At 59.4% G+C, this 22,512-nt stretch carries 16 protein-coding genes; 4 read left to right on the plus strand and 12 right to left on the minus strand.

Going from position 1 to position 22,512, the window contains the following annotated elements; all coding sequences use genetic code 11:
* Positions 1-51 precede the first annotated feature (51 nt).
* Complete coding sequence (locus tag WNZ14_RS20270; RefSeq protein ID WP_342870496.1) at positions 52-822, plus strand: ion channel; 771 nt, start codon at positions 52-54, stop codon at positions 820-822.
* Positions 823-851: 29 nt separating this feature from the next.
* Here WNZ14_RS20270 and WNZ14_RS20275 read toward each other — a convergent pair whose 3' ends face one another.
* Positions 852-2,519: an alpha-glucosidase gene (locus tag WNZ14_RS20275; RefSeq protein ID WP_342870497.1), complete on the minus strand. Its 1,668-nt coding sequence runs from the start codon at positions 2,517-2,519 to the stop codon at positions 852-854.
* Between the two features lie 215 nt (positions 2,520-2,734).
* Entirely contained in the window at positions 2,735-3,193 is a 459-nt protein-coding gene (gene rirA / locus WNZ14_RS20280) for an iron-responsive transcriptional regulator RirA (RefSeq protein ID WP_342870498.1), read from the minus strand.
* 131 nt (positions 3,194-3,324) lie between these two features.
* On the opposite strand from rirA, the gene WNZ14_RS20285 reads away from it, so the two are divergent.
* On the plus strand, positions 3,325-4,506 hold the full coding sequence (locus WNZ14_RS20285; RefSeq protein WP_342870499.1) for a serine hydrolase: 1,182 nt from the start codon (positions 3,325-3,327) through the stop codon (positions 4,504-4,506).
* A 37-nt stretch (positions 4,507-4,543) separates the two neighbouring features.
* Here the strand turns inward: WNZ14_RS20285 and apbC are convergent, their stop codons facing one another.
* From apbC to WNZ14_RS20310, 5 genes are all read right to left on the minus strand, one after another.
* Positions 4,544-5,704: an iron-sulfur cluster carrier protein ApbC gene (gene apbC / locus WNZ14_RS20290; RefSeq protein ID WP_342870500.1), complete on the minus strand. Its 1,161-nt coding sequence runs from the start codon at positions 5,702-5,704 to the stop codon at positions 4,544-4,546.
* A gap of 96 nt (positions 5,705-5,800) precedes the next feature.
* Entirely contained in the window at positions 5,801-6,832 is a 1,032-nt protein-coding gene (locus tag WNZ14_RS20295) for an AbrB family transcriptional regulator (protein ID WP_342870501.1), read from the minus strand.
* 123 nt (positions 6,833-6,955) lie between these two features.
* On the minus strand, positions 6,956-8,518 hold the full coding sequence (locus WNZ14_RS20300; protein ID WP_342870502.1) for an EAL domain-containing protein: 1,563 nt from the start codon (positions 8,516-8,518) through the stop codon (positions 6,956-6,958).
* Positions 8,519-8,814: 296 nt separating this feature from the next.
* Positions 8,815-9,825, minus strand: a complete 1,011-nt coding sequence (locus WNZ14_RS20305) for a glycosyltransferase family 1 protein (protein ID WP_342870503.1) — start codon at positions 9,823-9,825, stop codon at positions 8,815-8,817.
* 88 nt (positions 9,826-9,913) lie between these two features.
* Positions 9,914-12,253: a cytochrome P450/oxidoreductase gene (locus tag WNZ14_RS20310; RefSeq protein WP_342870504.1), complete on the minus strand. Its 2,340-nt coding sequence runs from the start codon at positions 12,251-12,253 to the stop codon at positions 9,914-9,916.
* A 95-nt stretch (positions 12,254-12,348) separates the two neighbouring features.
* Between WNZ14_RS20310 and WNZ14_RS20315 the strand changes: the two genes are divergently transcribed.
* Positions 12,349-13,023 carry a helix-turn-helix domain-containing protein gene (locus WNZ14_RS20315; protein ID WP_342870505.1) on the plus strand — a complete coding sequence of 225 codons (675 nt, stop codon included), beginning with the start codon at positions 12,349-12,351 and terminating at the stop codon, positions 13,021-13,023.
* Between the two features lie 37 nt (positions 13,024-13,060).
* Here WNZ14_RS20315 and WNZ14_RS20320 read toward each other — a convergent pair whose 3' ends face one another.
* The 5 genes from WNZ14_RS20320 to WNZ14_RS20340 all read right to left on the minus strand — a co-directional run bounded on the left by WNZ14_RS20320 (position 13,061) and on the right by WNZ14_RS20340 (position 21,456).
* On the minus strand, positions 13,061-13,741 hold the full coding sequence (locus tag WNZ14_RS20320; RefSeq protein ID WP_342870506.1) for a hypothetical protein: 681 nt from the start codon (positions 13,739-13,741) through the stop codon (positions 13,061-13,063).
* 208 nt (positions 13,742-13,949) lie between these two features.
* Positions 13,950-14,855, minus strand: coding sequence for an NAD(P)-dependent oxidoreductase (locus WNZ14_RS20325; RefSeq protein WP_342870507.1), 906 nt, complete (start codon positions 14,853-14,855; stop codon positions 13,950-13,952).
* Positions 14,856-14,956: 101 nt separating this feature from the next.
* Positions 14,957-16,531 (minus strand): trimethylamine methyltransferase family protein, encoded by a 1,575-nt coding sequence (locus WNZ14_RS20330; RefSeq protein ID WP_342870508.1) that lies wholly within the window; start codon positions 16,529-16,531, stop codon positions 14,957-14,959.
* 33 nt (positions 16,532-16,564) lie between these two features.
* The gene (locus WNZ14_RS20335) at positions 16,565-19,012 is read right to left on the minus strand and encodes an FAD-dependent oxidoreductase (protein ID WP_342870509.1); all 2,448 of its coding nucleotides are present in this window, start codon (positions 19,010-19,012) and stop codon (positions 16,565-16,567) included.
* Complete coding sequence (locus WNZ14_RS20340; protein ID WP_342870510.1) at positions 19,009-21,456, minus strand: FAD-dependent oxidoreductase; 2,448 nt, start codon at positions 21,454-21,456, stop codon at positions 19,009-19,011. Before WNZ14_RS20340 ends, WNZ14_RS20335 begins: the two co-directional genes overlap by 4 nt.
* 135 nt (positions 21,457-21,591) lie before the next feature.
* On the opposite strand from WNZ14_RS20340, the gene WNZ14_RS20345 reads away from it, so the two are divergent.
* Positions 21,592-22,455: a LysR family transcriptional regulator gene (locus WNZ14_RS20345; protein WP_342870511.1), complete on the plus strand. Its 864-nt coding sequence runs from the start codon at positions 21,592-21,594 to the stop codon at positions 22,453-22,455.
* The last annotated feature ends 57 nt before the right edge of the window (positions 22,456-22,512 follow it).

Here is a 22,512-nt window from a genome sequence, read left to right on the forward strand (position 1 = left end):
GCTTTGCCGCGTGTCCGGGATCGATGACAACGGGAAATCAGGCATGGCCGGATGATGAGACGCGACAAACTCAGACAGACGCTGCGGCAGCTCTATACCGGCCAAAGCCGAGCCGCGATAAGGTATCAGGCGGTTCTCGCCTGCATCGATCTGGCCATCATCGCTTTCTTCATCTTCGGGCCTTATCTGCGGGCCGGAACCAGCTATCTCGTGCTCGACTACATGATCGCGTTTTGGATCGCAGGTGAACTGGTGATCCAGGCAGTCATCGCCCGCCGCTTTCGTGACTGGCTCTTGAGACCCATGACATGGGTGGATCTGGTCATTCTGGGAACATTGCTGTTTCCCAACCTTCTCTACAACTTTGCCTTCCTGCGGGCGATGCGCATCTGGGTCCTCGGCCAGAGCCCTCTGTTAAAGGTCGGCCTGCGTAAGATCGGCCAGTCCGAACTCAACGACGTCATCCGCGCCTCGATCAATGTCGTGGTGTTCCTGTTCATGGCGACCGGCTTCATCTACACGTTCTTCTTCTACCGTCAGGATGGTACGGCAGGGTTTGTCGATGCTCTGTACTTCACCGTGGCCACCGTCACCACAACCGGTTTCGGAGACATCACCCTGCCCGGAACCTCGGGCAAGTTGACGGCGATCGTCACCATGATCATCGGCATTTCGCTGTTCGTCCGCCTCGCCCAAGCAGTGGTGCGTCCCTACAAGGTCACGTTTGCCTGCCCCAAATGCGGCCTCAACCGGCACGACGCCGACGCGGTTCACTGCAAGGCTTGCGGTCACATACTCAACATCCCCGACGACGGCCTCTGAAGCGGCGGTTCGCGTCTGTCCGAAACTTGCTAATTCACGACATGGGCGCAGAAAACATCAAGGCCCTGAAGCTTCACCGTGTCGCCGTCCCAGGCGGGGCTGAATCCCGGCATGTGTGCGGGCTTGAGCGCTTTGAGGTGAGCTGGCGGCGACCAGCTGACCGGCTGCCGACCGAGATTGAGGGCAAACAGCATCCGCCCCTCGCCCTCGCCGCGAACGAAGGCCAGGACTTCGCCATCAGGTTCGAGGAAGGTCATAGTCCCTTTGGTCAGCACGGAATGGGCCTTTCGGAAAGCCAGTGTCGCCCGGTAATGATGGAGCACCGATCCAGCCACATGTATCTGCTGGTCGACAGCAAGATGGTAATGGCTTTCAGGCACCGGCAGCCAACTGCGCGCTGCGTCGGAAAACCCGCCATTGGCCGCCTGCCGGGACCAGACCATCGGCGTCCGACAGCCGTCGCGTCCCTTGTAGGCCGGCCAGAAGCGGATGCCGTAAGGGTCGGTGAGATCCTCAAACGCGATCTCCGCCTCCTCAAGTCCCAGTTCCTCGCCCTGATACAGGCAGATCGATCCCCGGAATGAAGACAGCATGGTGATTGCAAACCGGGCAACATGCTCGGCATCATCTCCATCCTGCATCCAGCGCGACACATGCCGCTCGACGTCGTGGTTGGAGAAGGCCCAGCAGACCCAGCCGTCTTTCACCACGGACTGAAAATTGGAAATGCTTCGGCGGAAATGCTCGGCGGAAAACTCCGAACCGAGCATGTCGAACGTGTAGCACATGTGCAGCTTGTCGCCGCCGTCTGTATAGGCCGCAACAGTCTTGAGCGAGCGGCGCCCGTCACCGACTTCGCCGACGGTGGTCCGGCCTTCATACTCATTGAGCAAGGCGCGAAAGCGCTGCAGGAAGACGATGTTTTCGGGCTGCGACTTGTCGTAAAGATGGTCCTGAAATCCATAGGGATTTGTATCGGGCGCATCCACACCCATGAAATTGCCGTCTTCCGTGGAGCTTGAAAGCGGCGGGTTGTCCCGAAGCTGCTTGTCGTGGACATAGAAATTGACCGTATCCAGCCGGAAGCCGTCAACACCGCGATCAAGCCAGAACCGGACAGTATCCAGAATCGCGTTCTGCAGATCGGCATTGTGGAAATTGAGATCCGGCTGAGAGGCCAGAAAATTGTGCATGTAGTACTGGCGCCGTGTGCTGTCCCATTCCCAGGCCGGCCCGCCGAAAACCGAAAGCCAGTTGTTGGGCGCGGTGCCGTCGGGTTTGGGATCGGCCCAGATATACCAGTCGGCCTTCGCATTATCGCGGCTCGCCCGGCTTTCCTTGAACCAGTGATGCTGGTCGGAAGAGTGGGAAATCACCTGATCGATGATGATCTTGATCCCCTTGGCATGCGCCAGTTCAACAAGCTCATCGAAATCCGACAAGGTGCCAAACATGGGATCGACATCACAATAATCCGACACGTCGTAACCAAAATCGGCCATCGGCGATTTGAAGAACGGCGACAGCCAGATGGCGTCGGCACCCAGCGAGGCAATGTGACCCAGCCGCGTGATAATCCCGCGAATGTCGCCAATGCCGTCGCCCGAGGTATCCTGATAAGAACGCGGATAGACCTGGTAGATGACGCAGCCGCGCCACCAGTCCGGTGATGTTGTCTCACTCACGGCTTGCTCCATTTCCAGAAGGATGCACGAAAGATGGCGTGTGGTTCTAATCGTTTAAATTAGCTGATTGCCAATCAAAAGCCCATAGGGGGAATCCCATCGCGGCTCTGATTCTGCGGAGCAAGTTTCAAAAGAAAATGGCATTTGATGCAAGCGGGATCGATCAAACGATCGACTTTGGTGACAGAAGCCGTGGCACGCAAATCACCCGGCTGGGAGAAACCGTCTTAGGCAGCAGGTGCCGCTGATTTCTCTTCCAGACCAAGCAGGAAATTGATCGAGGGCCGCGACTTGACCAGATCGTCGATCGAATAGGTCGAGAGCACTTCGAAAAAGGCGCCAAGCGCCTTTCTCAGCGCCGCATTCAATCCGCAGGAATCAACCAGCGGACAATCACTCGCGTCGTTCTCGAAACATTCCGCCATGGCGAAATTGTCTTCGGTCACCTTCACCACGTCGAGAAGTGTGATCTTCTCGGCCGCGCGTCCGAGACGAATGCCACCATTGCGACCACGCACCGATTCGATAAGGCCGGATTTGGTCAACGGCTGCAGGATCTTGAACAGGAACAACTCGGAAACCGCATAGGCCTTTGCGATGTCGCCAATGCGGCTCAGCGGTGCGTCATTGGCCGCACAATACATCAGTATCCGCACCGCGTAATTGGTTTGGCGTGTCAACCGCATTATCTCGCTCCAGTCCTCAGGCTTCGCTTCCAATCGGAAGGTATCCCAGTTTAGAATGCTTCCAGAAAAAGGAAACCCTTTCATTCAAGTTTTATTTCAGCCTGACGAGAGCGGCCAAAATGAGGAAGATCATGGCGAACGCCACAAAATTCGAGACATCAAACGGTTTCCCGCGCGAAGCCATCACGCTGGCCAATTGGCGCACACGCCCATACAGCTTCTGGTCATTCCGCAATGTGTCGGAAATGGTACGCTCTGCCCGCATCAAGACAGCAACACCCTCTCCCCTGCCGCAGGTTGCAGGCAACCCGGATCTGCTGGCGAGCCCGGCAAGCCCTAGTGCAAGCCATTCGATTTCCGACCTGCTGACACGCAGCGAGGCCGACAGTTTTATCCTGTCCAGAAACGGCCAGCTGGTGTGCGAATGGCATGTCGAAGGCGTCGACCGCAGCGATCCGCATCTGGTGTTCTCGATTTCCAAGTCGATCACCGCGCTGGTGGCAGGAATTCTTGAAGATCAGGGCATTCTCGACCCTTCCACACCAGTCGGAAAACTGGTTCCCGAAGCCGTCAACAGCGCCTATGCCGATGCGACCGTGCAGGACCTGCTCGATATGCGGGTCAGTCTTGATTTCGACGAATCCTACCTGTCCCAGGAAGCCTATGCCCGCTACCGGCGCGCCATGTCCTGGAACCCGCCGTCAGCCGACGGCAATGACGAAGCCATGCTGTCGTTCCTGTGCAGCCTTCAAAAAGCCGCAGGCCCGCACGGCGGTGATCATGATTATCTCTCGCCAAACTCCGACATGCTCGGCATCGTGCTTGAGCGCGCAACCGGTGAACGCTTCCCGGATCTGTGTGCCAAGCTTCTCTGGCAGCCGCTGGGCGCAACAAGCGACGCATTCATCACCGTTGACCCCGAAGGCGCCCCGCGCACTGCAGGCGGCGTCTCCTGCCGCCCGCATGATCTGCTGGCAGTCGGACAGATGCTGATCAATGGCGGCACTGCAAACGGCAAACAGATCGTGTCGAAGCGCTGGATCGCCGACATGCAGCAAGGTGGCGACGAGGGCGTCTGGGCGCGCGGTACTCAGGCCAGTTTTCTCAAGACCGGCCGCTACCGCAACAACTGGTACCAGGTTGGCGGCGAATCAAACGCTTTTCTCGCCGCCGGCATCCATGGCCAGTTTCTCTATTGCGACCCCGACACCAACACCGTGATCGTCTGCACCTCATCCCAGAACGAACCGCAGACCGACGCCCTTGACCAGGGCTTGCTCGCACTTTTTGCGAAACTGAGCGCGGAAGTCTGAGCCCAATGCCGATCATCCCTTGATGATCGGCACAAGCCTATTCGAAGACGATCTCAGGCATCACCCGCGCCCCGTCACCGGAAAGCTCTTCCAGACGGGCGCGAACCTTGGCGGCGATCTCGAGATAGACCTTCGCATGGGGGCCGTCAGGGGCCGTCGCTACAACCGGCCGGCCAGCGTCGGAGGTCTCGCGGATCGGCATCGCCAGCGGCACTTCGCCCAAAAACGGCACCTTGATCCGTGCGGCTTCGTCGCGTGCACCGCCGTGGCCGAAAATATCGTGCCTGCCCCCGCAATCAGGGCAGATGAAATAGCTCATGTTCTCGACAATGCCCAACACCGGCACATTGACCTTGTTGAACATGTTGAGCCCCTTGCGCGCATCAATCAGCGCCAGGTCCTGCGGCGTCGAGACGATCACAGCGCCGGCCAGCGGCACATTCTGCGCCATGGTCAATTGGGCATCGCCCGTGCCTGGCGGCATATCGACAACGAGAACGTCAAGCTCGCCCCAGGCCACTTCGCGCAGCATCTGGTTGAGTGCCGACATCACCATCGGCCCGCGCCAGATCATCGGCGTGTCTTCCTCGACCAGAAAGCCCATCGACATGACCTTCAGGCCGTAATTTTCCATCGGCTTGAGCATCCGGCCTTCAAGCTGTTCGGGACGGCCGGAGATACCCAGCAGTCTTGGCATCGATGGTCCGTAAATATCAGCGTCAAGCACACCGACCTTGAGGCCGGTCGCCTGCAGGCCGAGCGCCAGATTGACCGCGGTTGTCGATTTGCCAACGCCGCCCTTGCCGGAGGCAACAGCGATGATTGTGGTGATACCGGGCACGTCGGTCTTGGGCTTGCCTTGGGGCTGCCCCGGTTGCGCGGGAGCATGCGAGTGGGCGGCCCGTTGCGGCGCTGGCGCGGGGCGCGGGGCTGGTGCCGCAGAACCGGGCTCGCGGCTGGCGGTCAACGCCACCATCGCGCCCTTGACGCCGGGAATCGTTTTGGTGGCGCGTTCGGCAGCTTCCCGCAATGGCTCGAGTTCCTGCGCACGAGCTGCAGGAACAGTGAGCGAGAAATAGACCTTGTCGTCGGCGATGAAGATCTCCGACACCAGTCCGAGATCGACAATATTGCCTTCGAGATCAGGTCCCTTGACCGACCTCAGCTTCGCCAGGACGTCGTCTTTGGTCACGCTCACGTTGCACTCCACGGTTCGTCGTTTCGGACCCCCTCCACATAATGCAGCTGGCCCTGCAATAAAATGGCACGGGCGCGAAAAAGCAGGAACGGGACACTAATCGCTGCGCCCTCGCAGAACGAAGAAGGGCACAATCGCCGTAAGCATCAGCAAACGCGCCACATGGTGGCTGGCAACAAAGGTCGGATCGATCCCCAGGATGACCGACATTGCCGCCATGGTTTCCAAACCACCTGGCGCGAAGGCGATCAGAATGGCGATCAGGTTCATGCCGGTGATCCAGTGGGCGAGAACCGCGAATAGGCCGGCAAGAAGAACGCCAAGCACCGTGACCAGAACACCCGCACCAAAGGCACGGCGCAGTTGCGGCCAGCTCACGCCGGAAAACCGCGACCCGATCAAACCACCGAGCGAGACAAAAGCTGCTGCCGCGAGCCAATAGGACATCACGCCGCTGACCATGCCCGTGGCATGTGCAACAACTGAAACCACCATGCCGCCAATCAGATAGGCTGCAGGCAGCCGAAGCCGTTGCAGCAGGTAGCCCGCCAGACCGGCGGCAACAATCATCACCAACAGCGGCAATGGCGCGGTTTCAGCAGGAGCCTCAAGCGCCTGTTGCGGTATCTGTCCCGTCACTGTGACCACGACCGGAACCAGCAGGGTCAGCGCGAGCACCCGGATCGACTGTACGATGCTGACCGTCATCAGATCCGCCTTGACGCCCTCGCTCAGCCCCAGCACATAACTCAGATGTCCCGGAGATGACGACAGGAACGCCGTGGCCACATCCATCGACCAGAAACGCATGAGAACCCAGCGGGTCAGGAAGATGATGGCGAAAAGACTGCCCGCCAGCGCTAAAAGGGTAACGGGCCATGTCTGCATTGCGCCGAACACCTCCGGCGTGACGCCCTGCCCGATCATCAGGCCAAGTATGACAAACACAACGTCGCGCAGTCGCGGCGAAAGCGCTTCTGTCTTGATACCGGCAAGCCCCGCAAGTGTGACCGCCATGGCCGGTCCGGTGAGAAACGGCGCGGGGAAGGACAACGCATATGTAAGACCGGCGCCGAGTACGGAAATCCCGAACGTAATGAGTGGAGCCCGCCAGGAACCTGTCGTCATTGCAATTCAACTCCTGAACAGTCTGCAAGACGGCGTGTTTATCCGCGCAGAATCAACCCCTCCCGCCACAAGCCTAATCAAGCCGCCAACCCATGGCCAGCGATCTCGGCCCTGAGCTCTCGATCAGCCGGCCACTTTCCTCACGGCATTTTCAGCTGGCATGGGGCTGTAGTCCAAACGGGACTGCGATATCTCGTCGAGAAACACGGGTTTGCCGAAATAGTACCCCTGGAAACGATCACACCCGGCGGCTTTTGCACGCAGCAGGTCATCCTCCGTCTCGATGCCTTCAGCAACAACATACTTGCCGGATCGTCGGGCGATCTCCACCACCGCGCTCACGAAAACATCGGTGACATGATCGGTGCCGAGCGCGCAGATGTAGCTCTTGTCAATCTTGATCACATCGTAGGGCAGCGCGCGCAACTGGTTGAACTCGGAATAACCCATGCCGAAATCATCAAGCGCAATCCGGAACCCGACATCCTGCAGGGCCGAGATCTGGCCGGCAATGCGCTCATTCGCCGCCAGCGACGCACTCTCGGTTATCTCGAACACGATCCGCTTCGGGTCGGTTGCTGTTTCCGCAAGAATGTCGAGCATCTTGTCTTTCAGGCTTGGCATCGCGATCTGGTTCGCCGACAGGTTTACGCTGACCCTCACGTCGGGCAGATCTGCAAGATCTTCACAGACCTGCGTGACCACGTAATTGCCAATCTCGCCGATCATTAATGCCCGTTCCGCAACCGGGATGAAAACATCCGGTGGAATGACGCCCCTGAGTGCATGATGCCAGCGCAAGAGCGCTTCGAAGGCGATCAGTTGTCCGTCGACATCAACGATCGGCTGATAGGCCACCCGCAGGTGCCTGAGCAGGATCGCCGCACGCAATTCGCGCACAAGCGCCTTTTCATTGCGGATGTCAGTCAGCATGTCTTCCTGAAACACTGTCGAGCAAGCTCGGCCATTTTTCTTTGAGGCATACAGCGCCATGTCCGCGTTGACGACCAGCGAACTCCAAACCTTGCCATGAACGGGCGCAAGTGCGACCCCGATGGACGCCGAAACCGACAATCTCTGGGTGCCTATGCTGACCTTGTTGCCCAATCCCTCGAGGAAGTCGGCGGACAAATCCTGCACCCACTTTCCGGTGATCGGGTCGGAATGCGTAATCAGTACCGCAAATTCGTCACCACCCAGGCGACCGACGCTGGCATCTGGAAAATACAAGCGGAGCTTGTCGGCAACGAAGGTCAGAACCGTGTCGCCGGCCGGATGACCATGCGTGTCGTTGACCTGCTTGAAATAGTCCACATCAATCAGAAGCAATGCGAAAAACTTGTTCTTGCCCTGGGTTTCGAGCGCCAGTTTGGCCTCCAAGATAAACGTCTCGCGATTGAGCACGCCGGTCAGAACGTCGCGTTCGGATTCGGCAAGAATCCTCTCATAGTCCTTGCCAATTGAGCGCAATTTGCTCCTGAGCATCAGCTGTGATGCAACAAGATAGAGGACGATAAGAGCTGTGACGCCAACAAGTGCTATACTGGCACCGTTGCCGGCGACCGTATCCGCAGACAAGATAAAATGATCGATCGCCAGCCCGAACGCCATCAAACCAAGAAGGAACGCTGAAAAACTGAATTCCGCACCCCAGTCAAACCACCTGTTCCGTGCTTTCTTACGCATCCAAAGAACTCCGCTGCCAAGTCTCTGCTGGACGAAATCTGTCCAACATAACCAAATCGATTGACGGGAAAGCAAGGCGCGAGAATCGGACCACAGGCGCGCTCCGAACTTTTCAACCGAGGGGCCTTCCCCAAATTTACGTTCGCATCATGCGCTGCACCATATTAGCCGCAGCATGTTAACGTTGAACGAACAAACGATTGCATTTGTTGGAAAATTTTCAATTTGGCGCATCTGGTCCAACCCGGCATTGGGTCCGCCTCCCTTGCGCCAGGCAAACCCTTGGTGCGTCGCACCTAACGCGTATTGCCGTAGCTTTCGTAGGTGGCTTCGAGAAACTGTTGAGCGCAGGCAGCCCAGGAAAAATCCAGCGCTCGGGCACGGGCTGCGTCACCGGAGAGGTCAAGACAGGCAAGTGCAGCCTTGCGCAGATCCGTGTCGACCACGCCAGCGGCACTCCCAGCGATAATGTCTTTCGGGCCCGTCACCGGATAGGCGGCCACCGGCACGCCTGACGCCATTGCTTCAAGCACCACCAGTCCGAACGTGTCGGTAAGCGATGGAAAGACGAACACGTCACCCATCGCGTAAAGAGCAGCCAGCTCTTCCCCCGACTTGGCGCCGGTAAAGGTCGCATCGGGGTAGCGCGCCCTGAAATCCTCCAGCATCGGGCCATCCCCAACCACTAGCTTGCTGCCCGGCAGGTCCATGGCGAGAAACGTTTCGACATTCTTCTCGACTGCCATCCGACCGACATGCAGGAACACAGGCTTGGCCAAATCCAGAGGCGCGGGATAGCCCGGATGAAACAGCTCGGTGTTCACCCCGCGCGACCAGATATGCAGATTGGAGAAGCCCTTCGCCTCGAGCTCCTTGCGCAGACTTTCGGTGGCCACCATGCAGCCAAGGCCGGCATTGTGAAACCAGCGCATGAAGCTGTAGAGCCAGCTTTCCGGGATCGGGAACCGTGCAGAGACATACTCCGGAAACCGTGTGTGATAACTTGAGGTGAAACCACCGCGTTTCAGCGCCGCGCGTCGGGCCAGCAGACCCAGCGGGCCTTCTGTCGCGATCTGGATGAAATCGGGAGCGGAGGCTTCGATCCGACGGGCAACACGCCAGGGCGTCGTCAGCGCCAGCCGAATTTCCGGATAGCCGGGCAAGGGAACCGTGAAAAATTCAGCAGGCGACAGGATATCGATTTTGATGTCAAACTGCTCCAGTTCGCGCACCAGGTTTTCAATAGACCGGACGACCCCGTTGATCTGAGGCCGCCAGGCATCGGTAACAATCAGCAGTTTGGGCATGCACCGATCCGTCTCAGCAACAGGCTTGTTTGACGCGTTCACCCTCTGATAGTCGGCCAACGCTCGGCAAGCAACATCGAGACGCTATTCAGAGTGCCAGCTTGAGTTTTTGTCCGGCCGCACGCGAGCAGCAGGCCATCATGCGTCCGCCCTCGGCCCGCTCTGCTGCCGACAGAACACGGTCGCGATGATCCACATTGCCATCAAGCACGCGCACCTCGCAGCTGCCGCAAAGCCCCTCCTCGCAATCGCTGGGCACATCAATCCCTGCGGCGCGCACCACCTCCAGCAATGTTTGCCCGGCAGGCACCGTCAGATTGAGATCCGAATCCTCGAGCTCAATTTCAAAAGCCACATCTCCCGCCTGCACTGCACCGGAGGCGTCGCTGACAAACACTTCGCTGCGCAGCATGCCCTCTGGCAAATCGGCACACAGACCGGTCAATGCTTCCAGAAAGCGGCCCGGCCCACAGGCGTGAATGCGCGCGCCAGATTCGCCGCACGCGGCAATGATCGACGCAAGATCTGCCCGGCTGTCTTCATCAGAGACATGTAGGACAATATGGTCACCGTGATCGGCAAGCAGCCGTTCGGCGAAAGCCATCGCCTGACGAGAACGCCCGCAATAATGAACCACGTAGTCACGTTTGAGCTGCTTGAGGCGGTCAGCCATCGCAATGATCGGCGTGATGCCGATGCCGGCAGCGATCAGAATATGACGTTCCGCCTCGTCCTCGAGGCGAAAATAGTTCTTGGGTCCACGCAATTGAACGGTCATGCCCACGCTGAGCTGATCGTGGATAAAGCGCGAGCCGCCGCGACCGCCGTCCTCGCGCAGCACCGCTATTGTGTAATCGGGATCCGACGGGTTGCCGCAGAGAGAATATTTCCGGGAAAACTCGCCAACCACCAGATCGATATGCGCGCCCGGGCTCCATGGCGGCAGCGGAAGCCCGTCCGGATCTTCCAGCCGTAGCATCTTGATGCCATCCGCGGCGACCTCAATGTCCGCCACCCGGACACTCCGGCTAATCGCCTTGCTGGATGGTGCGCCAATCGGGAACGAGACGCTTCGCCCGGTTATTGCGGGATCGGTTCGCTCGGGATTGAGCGCCGGATCCCATTCGACGATGAGTTTTTCCGGTCCGCGAAAGGCCAGATTGGGCAGGTAGGTGAACGCCTGATCTTCCGCCAGTCGCATATGCGGCAGGCGACGGGACAGTTCCTCGATGAAGATCCGCATCTCCAGCCGGGCAAAGTTCTTGCCCATGCACTGGTGGCTGCCATAGCCGAAGGTCAGATGCTCGGCGGCACTGTCGCGGTAGATGTCGAGGAAATCGCCATTCTCGAAATGGCGGGAATCATGATTGGCCGAGGCGCTGACAATCAGCAGCTTGGCCTCGGCCGGAATGGCGACACCAGCAATCTCTGTGTCCCTTGTCGCCCGTCTGCGCCAGGCCACCACGGAACCTTCAAGGCGCAGACATTCCTCCACCGCGTTGGGAATGAGTTCCGGATCCTTGCAGATCCGATCCCAGACAAGCCGGTTGGACAATAGTAACTTCAGCGCATTGGTGCTCGCCAGCGCCGTAGTTTCATGTCCGGCAACGATGATCGCCATCATCATCGAATGCAGATAGGAATCCGTCACCACCTCAGGCATTTCCTGGTTCATGCGAATGGCATGATGCATCCAGCCGGTGCCGTCTGGCTCCTTGCGCATCTTGTCGAGCACCTTACCGGCATACTGCCAGAACCGGCCCACGGCATCGGCTACCTTCAATTGCTGTTCCGGCGATGGCTTGCCCCAGGTGTTGACCGTGTGCGCAACGGAAAACTCCTTGAGTGCGTCCATGTCTTCCTTTGGCACGCCGAGAAAATGCAGCGCCAGCGTCAACGGGATTTCCCACAGCATCGCCTCGACCAGATCGACACGGCCGGCTTCAACAAAGGCATCAACCTTCTTGCGGGTCAGCTGACGGATCATGTCTTCCTTGGCGGCAAGGTTGGCCGGCAGGAAATGCTCCATCAATACCCGCCTGCGCTCCATATGCGCCGGCTCGTCCTCGTTCACCAGTGTGCGGTTCATCTGGTAATTGTACTGCTTGAGTGTCTCCATCGCCTCTTCGCTTGGCGGCACCACGCGTTCAAGCGCGATCGAGGGCGAGAAGGTGATGTTGTCGCGAAACACCGCCTTGACGTCCTCATAGCGGCTGACCACCCAGTAACCGAGCTGCGGGCTGTAAAACACCGGCTCCTGGTCACGTGACCATCTCAGCGCTTCGGCCGGGTTCGCCAGATATTCTGCAGCAAAAGGATCAAAAGCCTGAGCCCCGGCCGAGACCGGACATCCGCCCGTGGCGGCATGGACCGGGCAGCCTGCCGGTGCCTGCGCATTGCCCTCTGTCCCCAAACGCTGATCCGACATGCTCCCCTCCATTTACTAATAACGCACACTATGTTCTATATATGTAACGCGAGACCACCATCGGGGTCAACAAAGCGGGAGTTAACGGAGACTGAATGAGTACTTTGCAGACCCTGTCGCGTGGCATTCACGTGCTGGAAGTGGTGGCCCGTTCAGCAAACGGGCTGCTGATTGCCGAAATCGCCCAGGCCCTCGGTGTACATCGGGCCATCGCCTATCGACTCGTCTCGACGCTCGAAGAACATCTGCTGGTGTCTCGCGACCAGGACGGTCGCATCAGCATAGGCGGTGGTGTCGTGGCGCTCAGTGAAAAATATCAGCCCCAGTTGCGCGCAGCCGCCATGCCTGTTCTCCGCTCGCTTGCTGAAATGAGCGGCAGAACCGCCTTTCTCTGCATCGCGCAGGGCGACGAATGTGTCGCCATCGAAGTTGCCGAGCCTGAGGAGCCATTGCTGAAAGTCTCCTATAGGGTCGGCAGCAGGCATCCGGTCACGAGCGGTGCGGCAGGTCTCGCCATCGCCATGCAGCGGCCACCTTCACGAAGTGATTCTGACGAATTGCAAACCGCAAGAAAAAACGGCTTTGCCCTGACCCGCGGACAGTTGCAGGAAGGCGCTATAGGCATCGCCGCTCCATTGGCACACTCGGGCCGTTCCGGCATCAGGGCAGAAGCCTGCATCGGGGTTGTCGCGATGCACGCGCTCGACACAGAGGCGGCGGCAGCAGCCGTTCTAAGCCACCGCGACAGGCTTCTGGCTGCCCTGTCCTAGAACGGGTCAAGCGGAGACACCCTGAGAGTGACGGTCGTTACGCCATAGCAGCCAGAATATCCTGCGCCTCGCGCTCAACCGCTTCCATTCCCTGGCGGACGATATCTTCCAGACGGGCATTGCCGCCATCATCGACATGCTCCGACAGATCGATCACGTCACCAACAGCGAGAGCGACACGGGAAAACGGCAAGGGCGCCTCCTGATGATCCCACCGCGACGTCATCACAATCTTGCGTGAACTCGCAATCCCGACCGGTGCCAGCTTCACGCCGTGAAGAGCACTGAGTTTGAGCGCACCCGCCCGGATGCGATGATAGGGACCCTTTGGCCCATCAAGCGCCAGCGCGATAAGCTTGGCGTTCTCCTTCACCTGCTGCAAAAGCGCCGGAAACCCATGTGCCTTTGTGTCTGCCGGAAGCAGCACGGGGCGGTAGCCAAACCGCTTGCAGATCTCACCGATCACCCTGCCGCGAAAGGAATTGACGGTAATCACAATGGCGTCCTTGCCTTTCGCCAATGGAAACAGCGGCAGGTATTTTCCATGCCAGAAAACCGCAACGACCTGATGCCCTTCAGCGGCATACCGGTCCAGCTTTTCGAGTTGTCGCGTGTCCTTGCGAAGAGCGGCGTTCCACAGCCGCAGGATCGCGATAAAGAACCCGGCAACCGTGCTGACACCTATTGATATCGCGATCTGCCTCCAGCGCTCAGCCATGTTTCCCTGCTTTCCCATCATCAATAGTCGGAGCGGAATGCACAGACGCACACCCCGGCTTCGCTCAACCCGAAAGCCTCGAGAACAAGCCGCATCCATGAACATGATGATTCAGGCACGCCGATACAACCAGACCATGGTGCACCAGGCATCCACGGTCGGTGTTGATCGACATCATTCCAGTCCGGGAACTAGTCTGGCACTGCGTTCACTCAAGCCGGGCAGGAAAACCGGGTGCGCGCAAATCCGTATCAAGCGCATCTTCCAGCAGCTTGACGATCTGCGTCGACTGCGCGTCTCCGCCATAGGCTGCCTTGCCGCGCACAAAGGTCTGGTTGGTCAGACCCGCGAGATCCATCGGCACACCAAATTCGCGGCCAAAGTTCATTGCGAAACCAAGGTCCTTCAGCGCTAGATCCATGTTGAAGGCAACATCGTAACTGCCATTGAGAATGAGCTGCCCTTCGGTCTCATGCACAAAGCTCGATCCGGAACTCGCGGCAATTGCTTCCCATGCAGTCTTCAGGTCCAGCCCGCCACGCTTGGCCAGCATCAGCGCTTCGCCATCGGCGACCAGATGGATGAAGGCCAGCATGTTTGTGATCACCTTGATGATCGAGGCCGAACCAAGCGGACCCATGTGGAAAATCTTGTCACCCATCGCCTGAAATGCAGGTTGGTGTTTCTCGAACAGATGAGCCGCGCCACCGGCAAGCACGGTGATCTTGCCCTGCGCCGCGAGATGCACGCCGCCGGTCACCGGCGCTTCCATGGTCTCGACGCCCTTTGCTGCGGCAACCGTGGCAAGCCGGAGAATGTCATCGCGACCGAGCGTCGACATCTCGATCCATGTGGTGCCGGGCTTCGCCGTGGTCAGCATCTCGCCAAGTACCATTTCAGATACCGCAGGCGACGGCAGGCAGGTGATGATCGCATCGCAATCACGCGCAAGCTCTGCCGGAGACGAAGCCCAGACACAGCCTTTCTCCATCTCGATGAGGCGATTGGCAAGATTTCGATCGATATCTGTGACAGTGACATCAAAGCCTTCGCGCAAGAGGCTCGCCGCCAGATGTCCGCCGAGATTGCCCAAGCCGATGAAGCCGTAGCGCATGAAAGTGCCTCCGAAAGTGTCTGGATTGAATGTTGCAAAGCGAGGTTTAGCCGTGGCCGGTCAACGCTTTGGTTTCGAGGCCGTCATTCATGGACTTGACCTCACACATAGATGTTGAAGGCCGCCCGGATCGCTGCGTCGGTGGCAGGATCGAACATAGGCCCTGTGGACTGCGAAAGAATCCGATTCTTCCGCTCGATTGCCTTTTGTACCAGATCCGGCTTGCCAATTTCAGCCCATTCTTTCGGGCTGGTCCGGTCAGCGACCGCCGGATAGACATATTCGGTCTGCATCACGTTCAGCGTCTGCGGGTGACCAAGATAGTGGCCGGGGCCATCGAGGCAAACCTCCCGCATCGCATCAAGGCTGACACTGTCTTCGGTCACGTCGATCCCGCGCACGCAGCGCAGCACCTGTCCGAGAAGATCATCGCCCAGCACCAGCGACTCAAGGCAGAAGCCCAGGAGTGACGCATGCATGCCGACCGCTTCATAGACCATGTTGAGACCGCTCAGTCCGGCCATTGTGTTGGAGATCGCCTGCTCCCAGCCAGCCTGCATGTCGGGCAGCTTGGCGTCGGCAATACCCGCCGCAGCACCGCCCGGCAGACCGTAAAACCGGTGCATCTGGGCGCAACCCGCCGTCAGCAAGGCCTGCTCGCCGGATCCGCCCGACATCGCACCCGAACGAAGATCGGAAACGAAAGGCCATGTCCCAAACACCGCCGGATGTCCAGGCGCCATCGCGTTGACATAGACGACGCCGGCGAGACACTCGGCCACCGCCTGCACGATCGCGGTGGCGAGTGGTGCCGGCGCTGTCGCACCCGCCTGCCCGGCAGACAGCAACAGTACCGGCATGCCTGCGCGAATGCACTTCTCCATGGTGATGCAGCTCTCTTCCGCAAACTTCATCGGAGGAACCACAAAGCAGTTGGAGTTGGAAACGAACGGCCGGGCCCGCCAGGCCGCTTCACCACCGGAGATCATGTGAATGAGATCCAGGCAGCCCTCGAAATGCGAAGGATCGGAGAAGCTGGTGCCAACATGCTTGGTCGTCCCGGCACAGCAGGCGTAGAGCGTGTTGATGTCCATCTCGTAATTGTCGACCACATCGCGGCAGACCATGGCGCGCTGGAAGAAATGCACATTGTCGAGCGCATGGGTGAGCCGCGCTGCATCATACAGATCCTGGGTGGTAGATTCGCGGTAGGTGCGGTTTTCGACATCGACCACATGCACGGCGGCGCCGGCAGTGCCGTAGTGGACCCGGGTTCCCGACAGATCGAGATCGTACTTGGAATCCCGACCGAACAGCACGAGGTCCTTGTTGGCCAACGCCAGCATGTCTTCGACCAGCGCGCGCGGAAACCGGATCCGGCCGTCATCGCCGAGAATGGCCCCCGCCCCGGTGAGAATTTCGACGCCAGACGGCGGCGCCTGCGACAGGCCGATGGTTTCCAGCGCATCGAGCGCCGCTTCGTGGATGCGCAGCACATTGGCGTCCGTCAGCGGTGAATACTGCCCGCCGCTCATGCCTGCGCGGATCGGTCTCAGATTGTCGGCAAGCGGGGCCGTCCTGACCGCGACGCGATTGGCGCGGCCGCCGGAGCGGCGGCTTTGTCTTTCGAGAACAGGAGGCTCTATTGCGGTTTCGATTTCAATTGCAGTTTCCATCATGGTCTCCATGGGTCCGAAGCAAAATTCAATTCACATCCGGACGCGGAGTGCGCCGGGGTCGTATAGCGGTTTGAGGGACGCAATTGCTGAATGGCGTTCCCCGGCAATTTCGATTTCATAAGTCGAGGCAAGCACCTCTTCTGCGCTTTGGCCTGTGCATGGCACGTAGCCCAGGCCGATCGCTCCGCCGAGATGATGGCCGTAATTGCCCGAGGTGATTATCGAAACGATCTCGCCGTCCCGCACGATCACTTCATTGTGGAACAGCAGAGGCTCGGGGTCCTTGAGTTGAAACTGCACCAGCCGGCGGGAAAGCCCTTCCTCACGTTTGCGCAGCACCGCGTCGCGGCCGAGGAACTCGCCCTTTTTGGTTCTCACCGCAAAGCCGAGACCGGCTTCGAGCACATGATCCTCGTCGGTGATGTCATGGCCGAAATGCCGGAAGGCCTTTTCGATGCGGCAGGAATCGAGCGTGTGCAGCCCGCAAAGTTTGAGGCCGTGATCAGCCCCGGCTTCAGCCAGTGCTTCGAACACATGCGCCGTCTGGTCGGACGACACATAGATCTCCCAGCCCAGCTCGCCGACATAGGTGACGCGGTGAGCGCGCGCGAGGCCCATGCCGATCTCGATCTCGCGCGCGGTACCGAAAGGATGCGCCTCGTTGGAGAAATCATTCGGGCTGACGGCCTGCAGCAGAGAACGTGCATTCGGACCCATGACGCAGAGCACGGATTCCGCTGCCGTCACATCGGTTATGACCACGAATTCATCGCCAAGATGCCGCCGGAGCCAGGCCAGATCGCGCTGCAAGGTTGCGCCGGGAACGATCAGCAGGAATGCAGTGGCCGACAGCCTTGTCACGGTCAGATCGCACTCGATTCCGCCGCGGGAATTGAGCATCTGAGTATAGACGATACGCCCCGGCTCGACATCCATATCGTTGGCGCAGAGCTGTTGCAGAAAGGAGACCGCATCGCGTCCCTCGACCCGGATCTTGCCGAACGACGTCATGTCGAACAACCCAACCGCTTCGCGCACGGACATGTGCTCACGCTTCTGGTTGTCAAACCAGTTCTGTCGCTTCCATGAGTACTGATACTCAGGTGTCTGGCCTTCATCGGCGAACCAGTTGGCCCGCTCCCATCCTGCCACTTCGCCAAACACCGAGCCGCGCGCTTTCAGCTGTTCATGGATCGGCGAACGGCGGATGCCGCGCGCGGTTGCCATCTGCCGGTAGGGGTAGTGATCGGCATAAAGCAGCCCCAGCGTTTCGGTGACGCGGCTCTTCAGATAATGCCGGTTCTTCTGGAACGGCTGCGCCCGGCGGATATCGACTTCCCACAGATCGAAAGGCGGCTCGCCATCATTCATCCATTGCGCCAGTGCAAAGCCGGCGCCCCCCGATGAAACTATGCCGATGGAATTGTAACCGGCGGCGAGCCAGTAACCTTTGTTCTCCGGCGCTTCGCCGAGATAGTAGCGGTCGTCAGGCGTAAAACTCTCCGGGCCGTTGAAGAATGTGTGAATGCCCGCCGTTGCCAAGAGCGGCAGCCGGTTGACCGCCTGTTCGAGGATCGGTTCGAAATGATCGAAATCCTCGGGCAACTGGTCAAAACAGAAGTCTTCCGGAATTCCCCCCATGCCCCATGGCTTTGCCACAGGCTCGAAGGCGCCAAGCAGCATCTTGCCGGCGTCTTCCTTGTAATAGGCGCACTCGTCCGGCACGCGCAGCACCGGCAGCCGCGGCAGGCCCTCGATGGCTTCGGTGACAATGTAGAAGTGCTCGCAGGCATGCAGTGGCAGAGTCACGCCCGATTGGGCTGCAAGATCCCTCCCCCACATGCCGCCGCAATTGACCACCAGATCAGCCGCGATCGATCCGGTATCCTCGCCCTGCTGCCAGTTGACGCCTGTTACCCGGCCGTCCGCGCTGGTGATCTCGGTGACCTTCACACCCTCGATGATCCGCGCACCGTTCTGACGCGCGCCCTTGGCAAGCGCCATGGCGATGTTGGCCGGATCGCATTGCCCGTCGAGCGGCAGATGCACCGCCGCCTTGACGTCGGAGATATTGAGATGCGGATACATCTTCAGCACCTCTTCAGGGCCGATTTCCTGAACGTCGATCTCAAAGGCCCGGGCCAGCGAAGCCTGCCGGTAGATCTCTTCCTTGCGTGCCTCGGTCAGCGCCACGGTGATCGAGCCGCATTGGCGCATGCCGGTGGCAACGCCGGTTTCTGCTTCCAGCTTGACGTAGAGATCGGCCGAATATTTGGCGAGCCGCGTCATATTCTGGGACGCCCGCAACTGACCGATCAGGCCTGCTGCATGCCAAGTGGTGCCGCAGGTCAGTTGCTTGCGTTCAAGCAGCACAATGTCGCGCCAACCGAGCTTGGCCAGGTGATAGGCCACCGAGCAGCCCGACACGCCGCCGCCGACGATGACCACGCGGGCCTTGTCAGGAACAGCTACACTCATGCCCGCAGTCTTTCATTCTTGGGATCCCACAGCGGCTCATCTGCTTCGACCGTGGCGGCGAAACGGTCGCCGAATATCTCGACTTCAAGTCGTGTACCGGGTTCGGCAAGATCGGCCCGCAGCATGCCGAGCGCGATCGACTTGCCGATCCGGTGGCCCCAGCCGCCTGACGTGGTTTCGCCCACAACCACACCGTCATGCCAGAGTGTCGACATGTAAGGTGCATCGCAGTCCCCGGCATCAACCGTCAGTGTCACGAACCGCTTGGAAACACCTTGCTGCTTCTCCGCCTCAAGCGCCTGCTTGCCGAGGAAATCCGGCTTGTCCCATTTGACGAAACGATCAAGACCGCCTTGAAGAATTGTGTAGTCGGTCGAAAGATCGCCCTTCCAGACCCGGTAGCTTTTCTCGAGCCTGAGCGAATTGAGCGCGAACATGCCGAACGGCTTGAGCCCCAGAGGCTCGCCCGCCTTCATCACCGCATCGAAGATCTGCGCTGTATCCGCGACCTTGGTGTGAATTTCCCACCCCAGCTCTCCGGCGAACGACACCCGCACCAACTGGCACCAGATCCCACTCACCTGAGCTGACTGATGAGTAAGCCATGACTTACTCAAATCCGCTTCAGTGACTGCGGACAGGATCTCGCCTGATTTCGGACCGGTCAGGATCTGGCAGGCGAACGCTTCGGTGACGTCCTGGATCGCGATTTCCGAGCCTTCCGGCAGATGCTTCATCAGCCATTCAAAATCATGCAGCTGCGCTGTCGCTGCGGTGATCAGGAAGAAGAAATCCTCATCCAGCGCCATCAGCGACATCTCGGTGACGATACGGCCCTTGGCGTCGGCGAAATAGCCAAGACCAATACGGCCCGGTTTCGGCGCCATACCGGTGATCAGCGTGTTCAACCAGGCACGCGCGCCCGGCCCCTGGACCCGAAAGCGCGAAAAGCCCGGCAGATCGAGAATGCCCGCTGCATCGCGCACCGCCAGGCACTCCTCGCGCACCGCCTCGAACCAGGCACCTTCGCGCGCCCAGGTCTGCGTTGCTTCTTCGCTCGTGTCATCACCGGGGCGCGCATACCAGTTGGCCCGCTCCCAGCCATTATAGGCACCGAACTGGCCGCCAAGTGCTGTGGTCCGGTCATGCACCGGCGAAAGTTTCTTGTTGCGTCCGGCAGGCCAGGCGTGATGCGGGAAGTGCATCCCGTATTCGTGGCCATAGACTTCCATGCCCTTGGCAATCGTGTAGTCCTGATCGCAGAACGAGGTAAAGCGGCGCGGATCGCACGACCACATGTCCCACTCGGTCTCGCCTTCCATCACCCATTCGGCCAGCACCTTGCCGGCACCGCCACCCTGGCAGATGCCAAAGGTGAAGACGCAGGCCTCGAATGCATTGGGAACGCCCGGCATCGGCCCGATCAGCGGGTTGCCGTCCGGCGTGTAGGGGATCGGCCCGTTGATGTTCTTGGTCAGCCCCGCGGTCCCCAACAGCGGCACCCGCTCGCAGGCATCATTGATGTACCATTCCAGCCGCTCGATATCGTCGGGATAGAGCTGGAACGAGAAATCCTCGGGCATAGGATCGTCGGGGGTGACCCAATGGGCCTTGCAATTGCGCTCATAGGGCCCGAGGTTGAAGCCGTTCTTCTCCTGCCTGAGATAGTAGGAGCTGTCGACATCGCGCATCAGCGGCAGCTTGTGGCCAACTTCGGCGCTCCATGCAGCCACCTCCGGCACCTCATCAAACAGCATATACTGATGGCTCATCACCATCATCGGCACATCGCGGCCAAACATCTTGCCGACTTCGCGGGCATAGTAGCCTGTTGCATTGACCACATATTCGCAGCGAATCTCGCCCTTGGCGGTAGAAATCACCCACTCGTCGTTTTCGCGGCGGGCACCGGTGGCCGGGCGGAAGCGGTAGATTTTCGCACCAAGATCCCGCGCGCCCTTCGCCAGCGCCTGGGTCAGCTGTGCCGGATCAATGTCGCCGTCATAGGGATCGTACAGCCCACCGCTAAGGTCGTGGGTTTCTGCAAAGGGATAGCGCGACTTGATCTCGTCCGGTGACAGGATGTCGAGATCCATACCCTGATAGCGGCCCATGCCGGCCACCCGCTGGAACTCCTGCAACCGCTCCTTGGAATGTCCCAGACGGATCGATCCGGTGACGTGATAGTTCATCGGATAATCGACCGCAGCCGCCAGCCCCCGGTAGAGTTCTGCCGAATAGCGCTGCATGTTCATGATCGACCAGGAGGACGAGAATGTCGGTACATTACCGGCCGCATGCCAGGTCGACCCTGCCGTCAGCTCGTTCTTTTCCAGGAGCACGCAATCGGTCCACCCGGCCTTTGCCAGATGGTACAGCGCCGAGACGCCAACCACGCCGCCACCGATGATGACGACCCGCGCATGCCCTGCAATCTCACTCACCCGTCATCTCCCTCAAACCTGCAGATATCGGGCGAGTATCGAGCCCGAATTTTCAATTCGCAATCAGGCCCGAACAGCATTATTAATCGGCAAGCTCGATTAGGGTGCAAGGCAACAAATTACGGGAGATGGACCATGCAGATCGAATTGCTGGAGACATTTCTCGATCTTATGGAGACAAAAAGCTTCAACCGGACTGCGGATCGGTTGAATCTGAAGCAGTCGACTGTGTCGGCCCGTATCAACACGCTCGAGACAATGTTCGGCAAGAAGCTGTTTACGCGCAGCCGTGCGGGCACCCAGCCCACGCCGGCCGGGCACCGGCTGCTGGATCATGCCCGCGCTCTTCGGCATCAATGGAACGAAGCCCGGCGTTCTGTTCAAAGCACTGGCAATTTCGATCAGTCGATGCGGATCGGCATTCAGCATGACCTTGCCTCGAACCACATCGCCGATTGGGTCGCGGGCTTTCGCACCATCCTGCCCAAGGCCGCTTTCTACATCGATCTCGATTTCTCCAACCAGATGAGCGTCGACCTGCTGGCCGGCGAACTCGATCTGTCGATAATGTTCACGCCGAAACACCTGCCGGACCTTCACCACGAACTCATCGGCGAGGTCGGCTACCGGCTGATAAGCTCGAATGCCAGGCGCATCGCAGACATTGAGGCCGCGAGCTACATCTTCACGCGCTTCTCGCCGGCATTCGAGAAAGTGCACAATCCGATGATGGCTGATCTTTCCGAGGCACCGCTGTCGAGCGGTCAGAACATCACCGTTTGCGGCCTGCTCTCATCGCTTGGCGGCTCGGCCTATGTGCTTGAGGAGTCCGCCACCGAGATGGTGGCGGCACAAGGCTTTGACTATGTCGAGGATGCACCGCGCATTCCCCAGGGCGTTTATTGCGCGATGCATCTGCGTAATCGCCATTCGCATGTTCACCGGCGACTGCTCGAAAGCGTGCGCAGGCAGTTGGCATCAGATCCCGGCAGGGGTTGATGCCGTGTTTGCCGCAAACGCAAACGGCGCCAGCGTTTTCCGCGCTGACGCCGCCAG

The organism is Hoeflea sp. AS60, from assembly GCF_038900115.1.
Lineage (GTDB): Bacteria > Pseudomonadota > Alphaproteobacteria > Rhizobiales > Rhizobiaceae > Hoeflea.

Bases quoted from the DNA above. Each gene is read 5' to 3' on its own strand.
- WNZ14_RS20305 (WP_342870503.1), bottom strand. From the start codon at position 9,825: ATGCCCAAACTGCTGATTGTTACCGATGCCTGGCGGCCTCAGATCAAC.
- WNZ14_RS20285 (WP_342870499.1), top strand. From the start codon at position 3,325: ATGGCGAACGCCACAAAATTCGAGACATCAAACGGTTTCCCGCGCGAA.
- WNZ14_RS20345 (WP_342870511.1), top strand. From the start codon at position 21,592: ATGCAGATCGAATTGCTGGAGACATTTCTCGATCTTATGGAGACAAAA.
- rirA (WP_342870498.1), bottom strand. From the start codon at position 3,193: ATGCGGTTGACACGCCAAACCAATTACGCGGTGCGGATACTGATGTAT.
- WNZ14_RS20270 (WP_342870496.1), top strand. From the start codon at position 52: ATGATGAGACGCGACAAACTCAGACAGACGCTGCGGCAGCTCTATACC.
- WNZ14_RS20275 (WP_342870497.1), bottom strand. From the start codon at position 2,519: ATGGAGCAAGCCGTGAGTGAGACAACATCACCGGACTGGTGGCGCGGC.
- WNZ14_RS20320 (WP_342870506.1), bottom strand. From the start codon at position 13,741: ATGGCTGAGCGCTGGAGGCAGATCGCGATATCAATAGGTGTCAGCACG.
- WNZ14_RS20295 (WP_342870501.1), bottom strand. From the start codon at position 6,832: ATGACGACAGGTTCCTGGCGGGCTCCACTCATTACGTTCGGGATTTCC.
- WNZ14_RS20325 (WP_342870507.1), bottom strand. From the start codon at position 14,855: ATGCGCTACGGCTTCATCGGCTTGGGCAATCTCGGCGGACATCTGGCG.
- WNZ14_RS20335 (WP_342870509.1), bottom strand. From the start codon at position 19,012: ATGAGTGTAGCTGTTCCTGACAAGGCCCGCGTGGTCATCGTCGGCGGC.
- WNZ14_RS20315 (WP_342870505.1), top strand. From the start codon at position 12,349: ATGAGTACTTTGCAGACCCTGTCGCGTGGCATTCACGTGCTGGAAGTG.
- WNZ14_RS20330 (WP_342870508.1), bottom strand. From the start codon at position 16,531: ATGGAAACTGCAATTGAAATCGAAACCGCAATAGAGCCTCCTGTTCTC.
- WNZ14_RS20300 (WP_342870502.1), bottom strand. From the start codon at position 8,518: ATGCGTAAGAAAGCACGGAACAGGTGGTTTGACTGGGGTGCGGAATTC.
- WNZ14_RS20310 (WP_342870504.1), bottom strand. From the start codon at position 12,253: ATGTCGGATCAGCGTTTGGGGACAGAGGGCAATGCGCAGGCACCGGCA.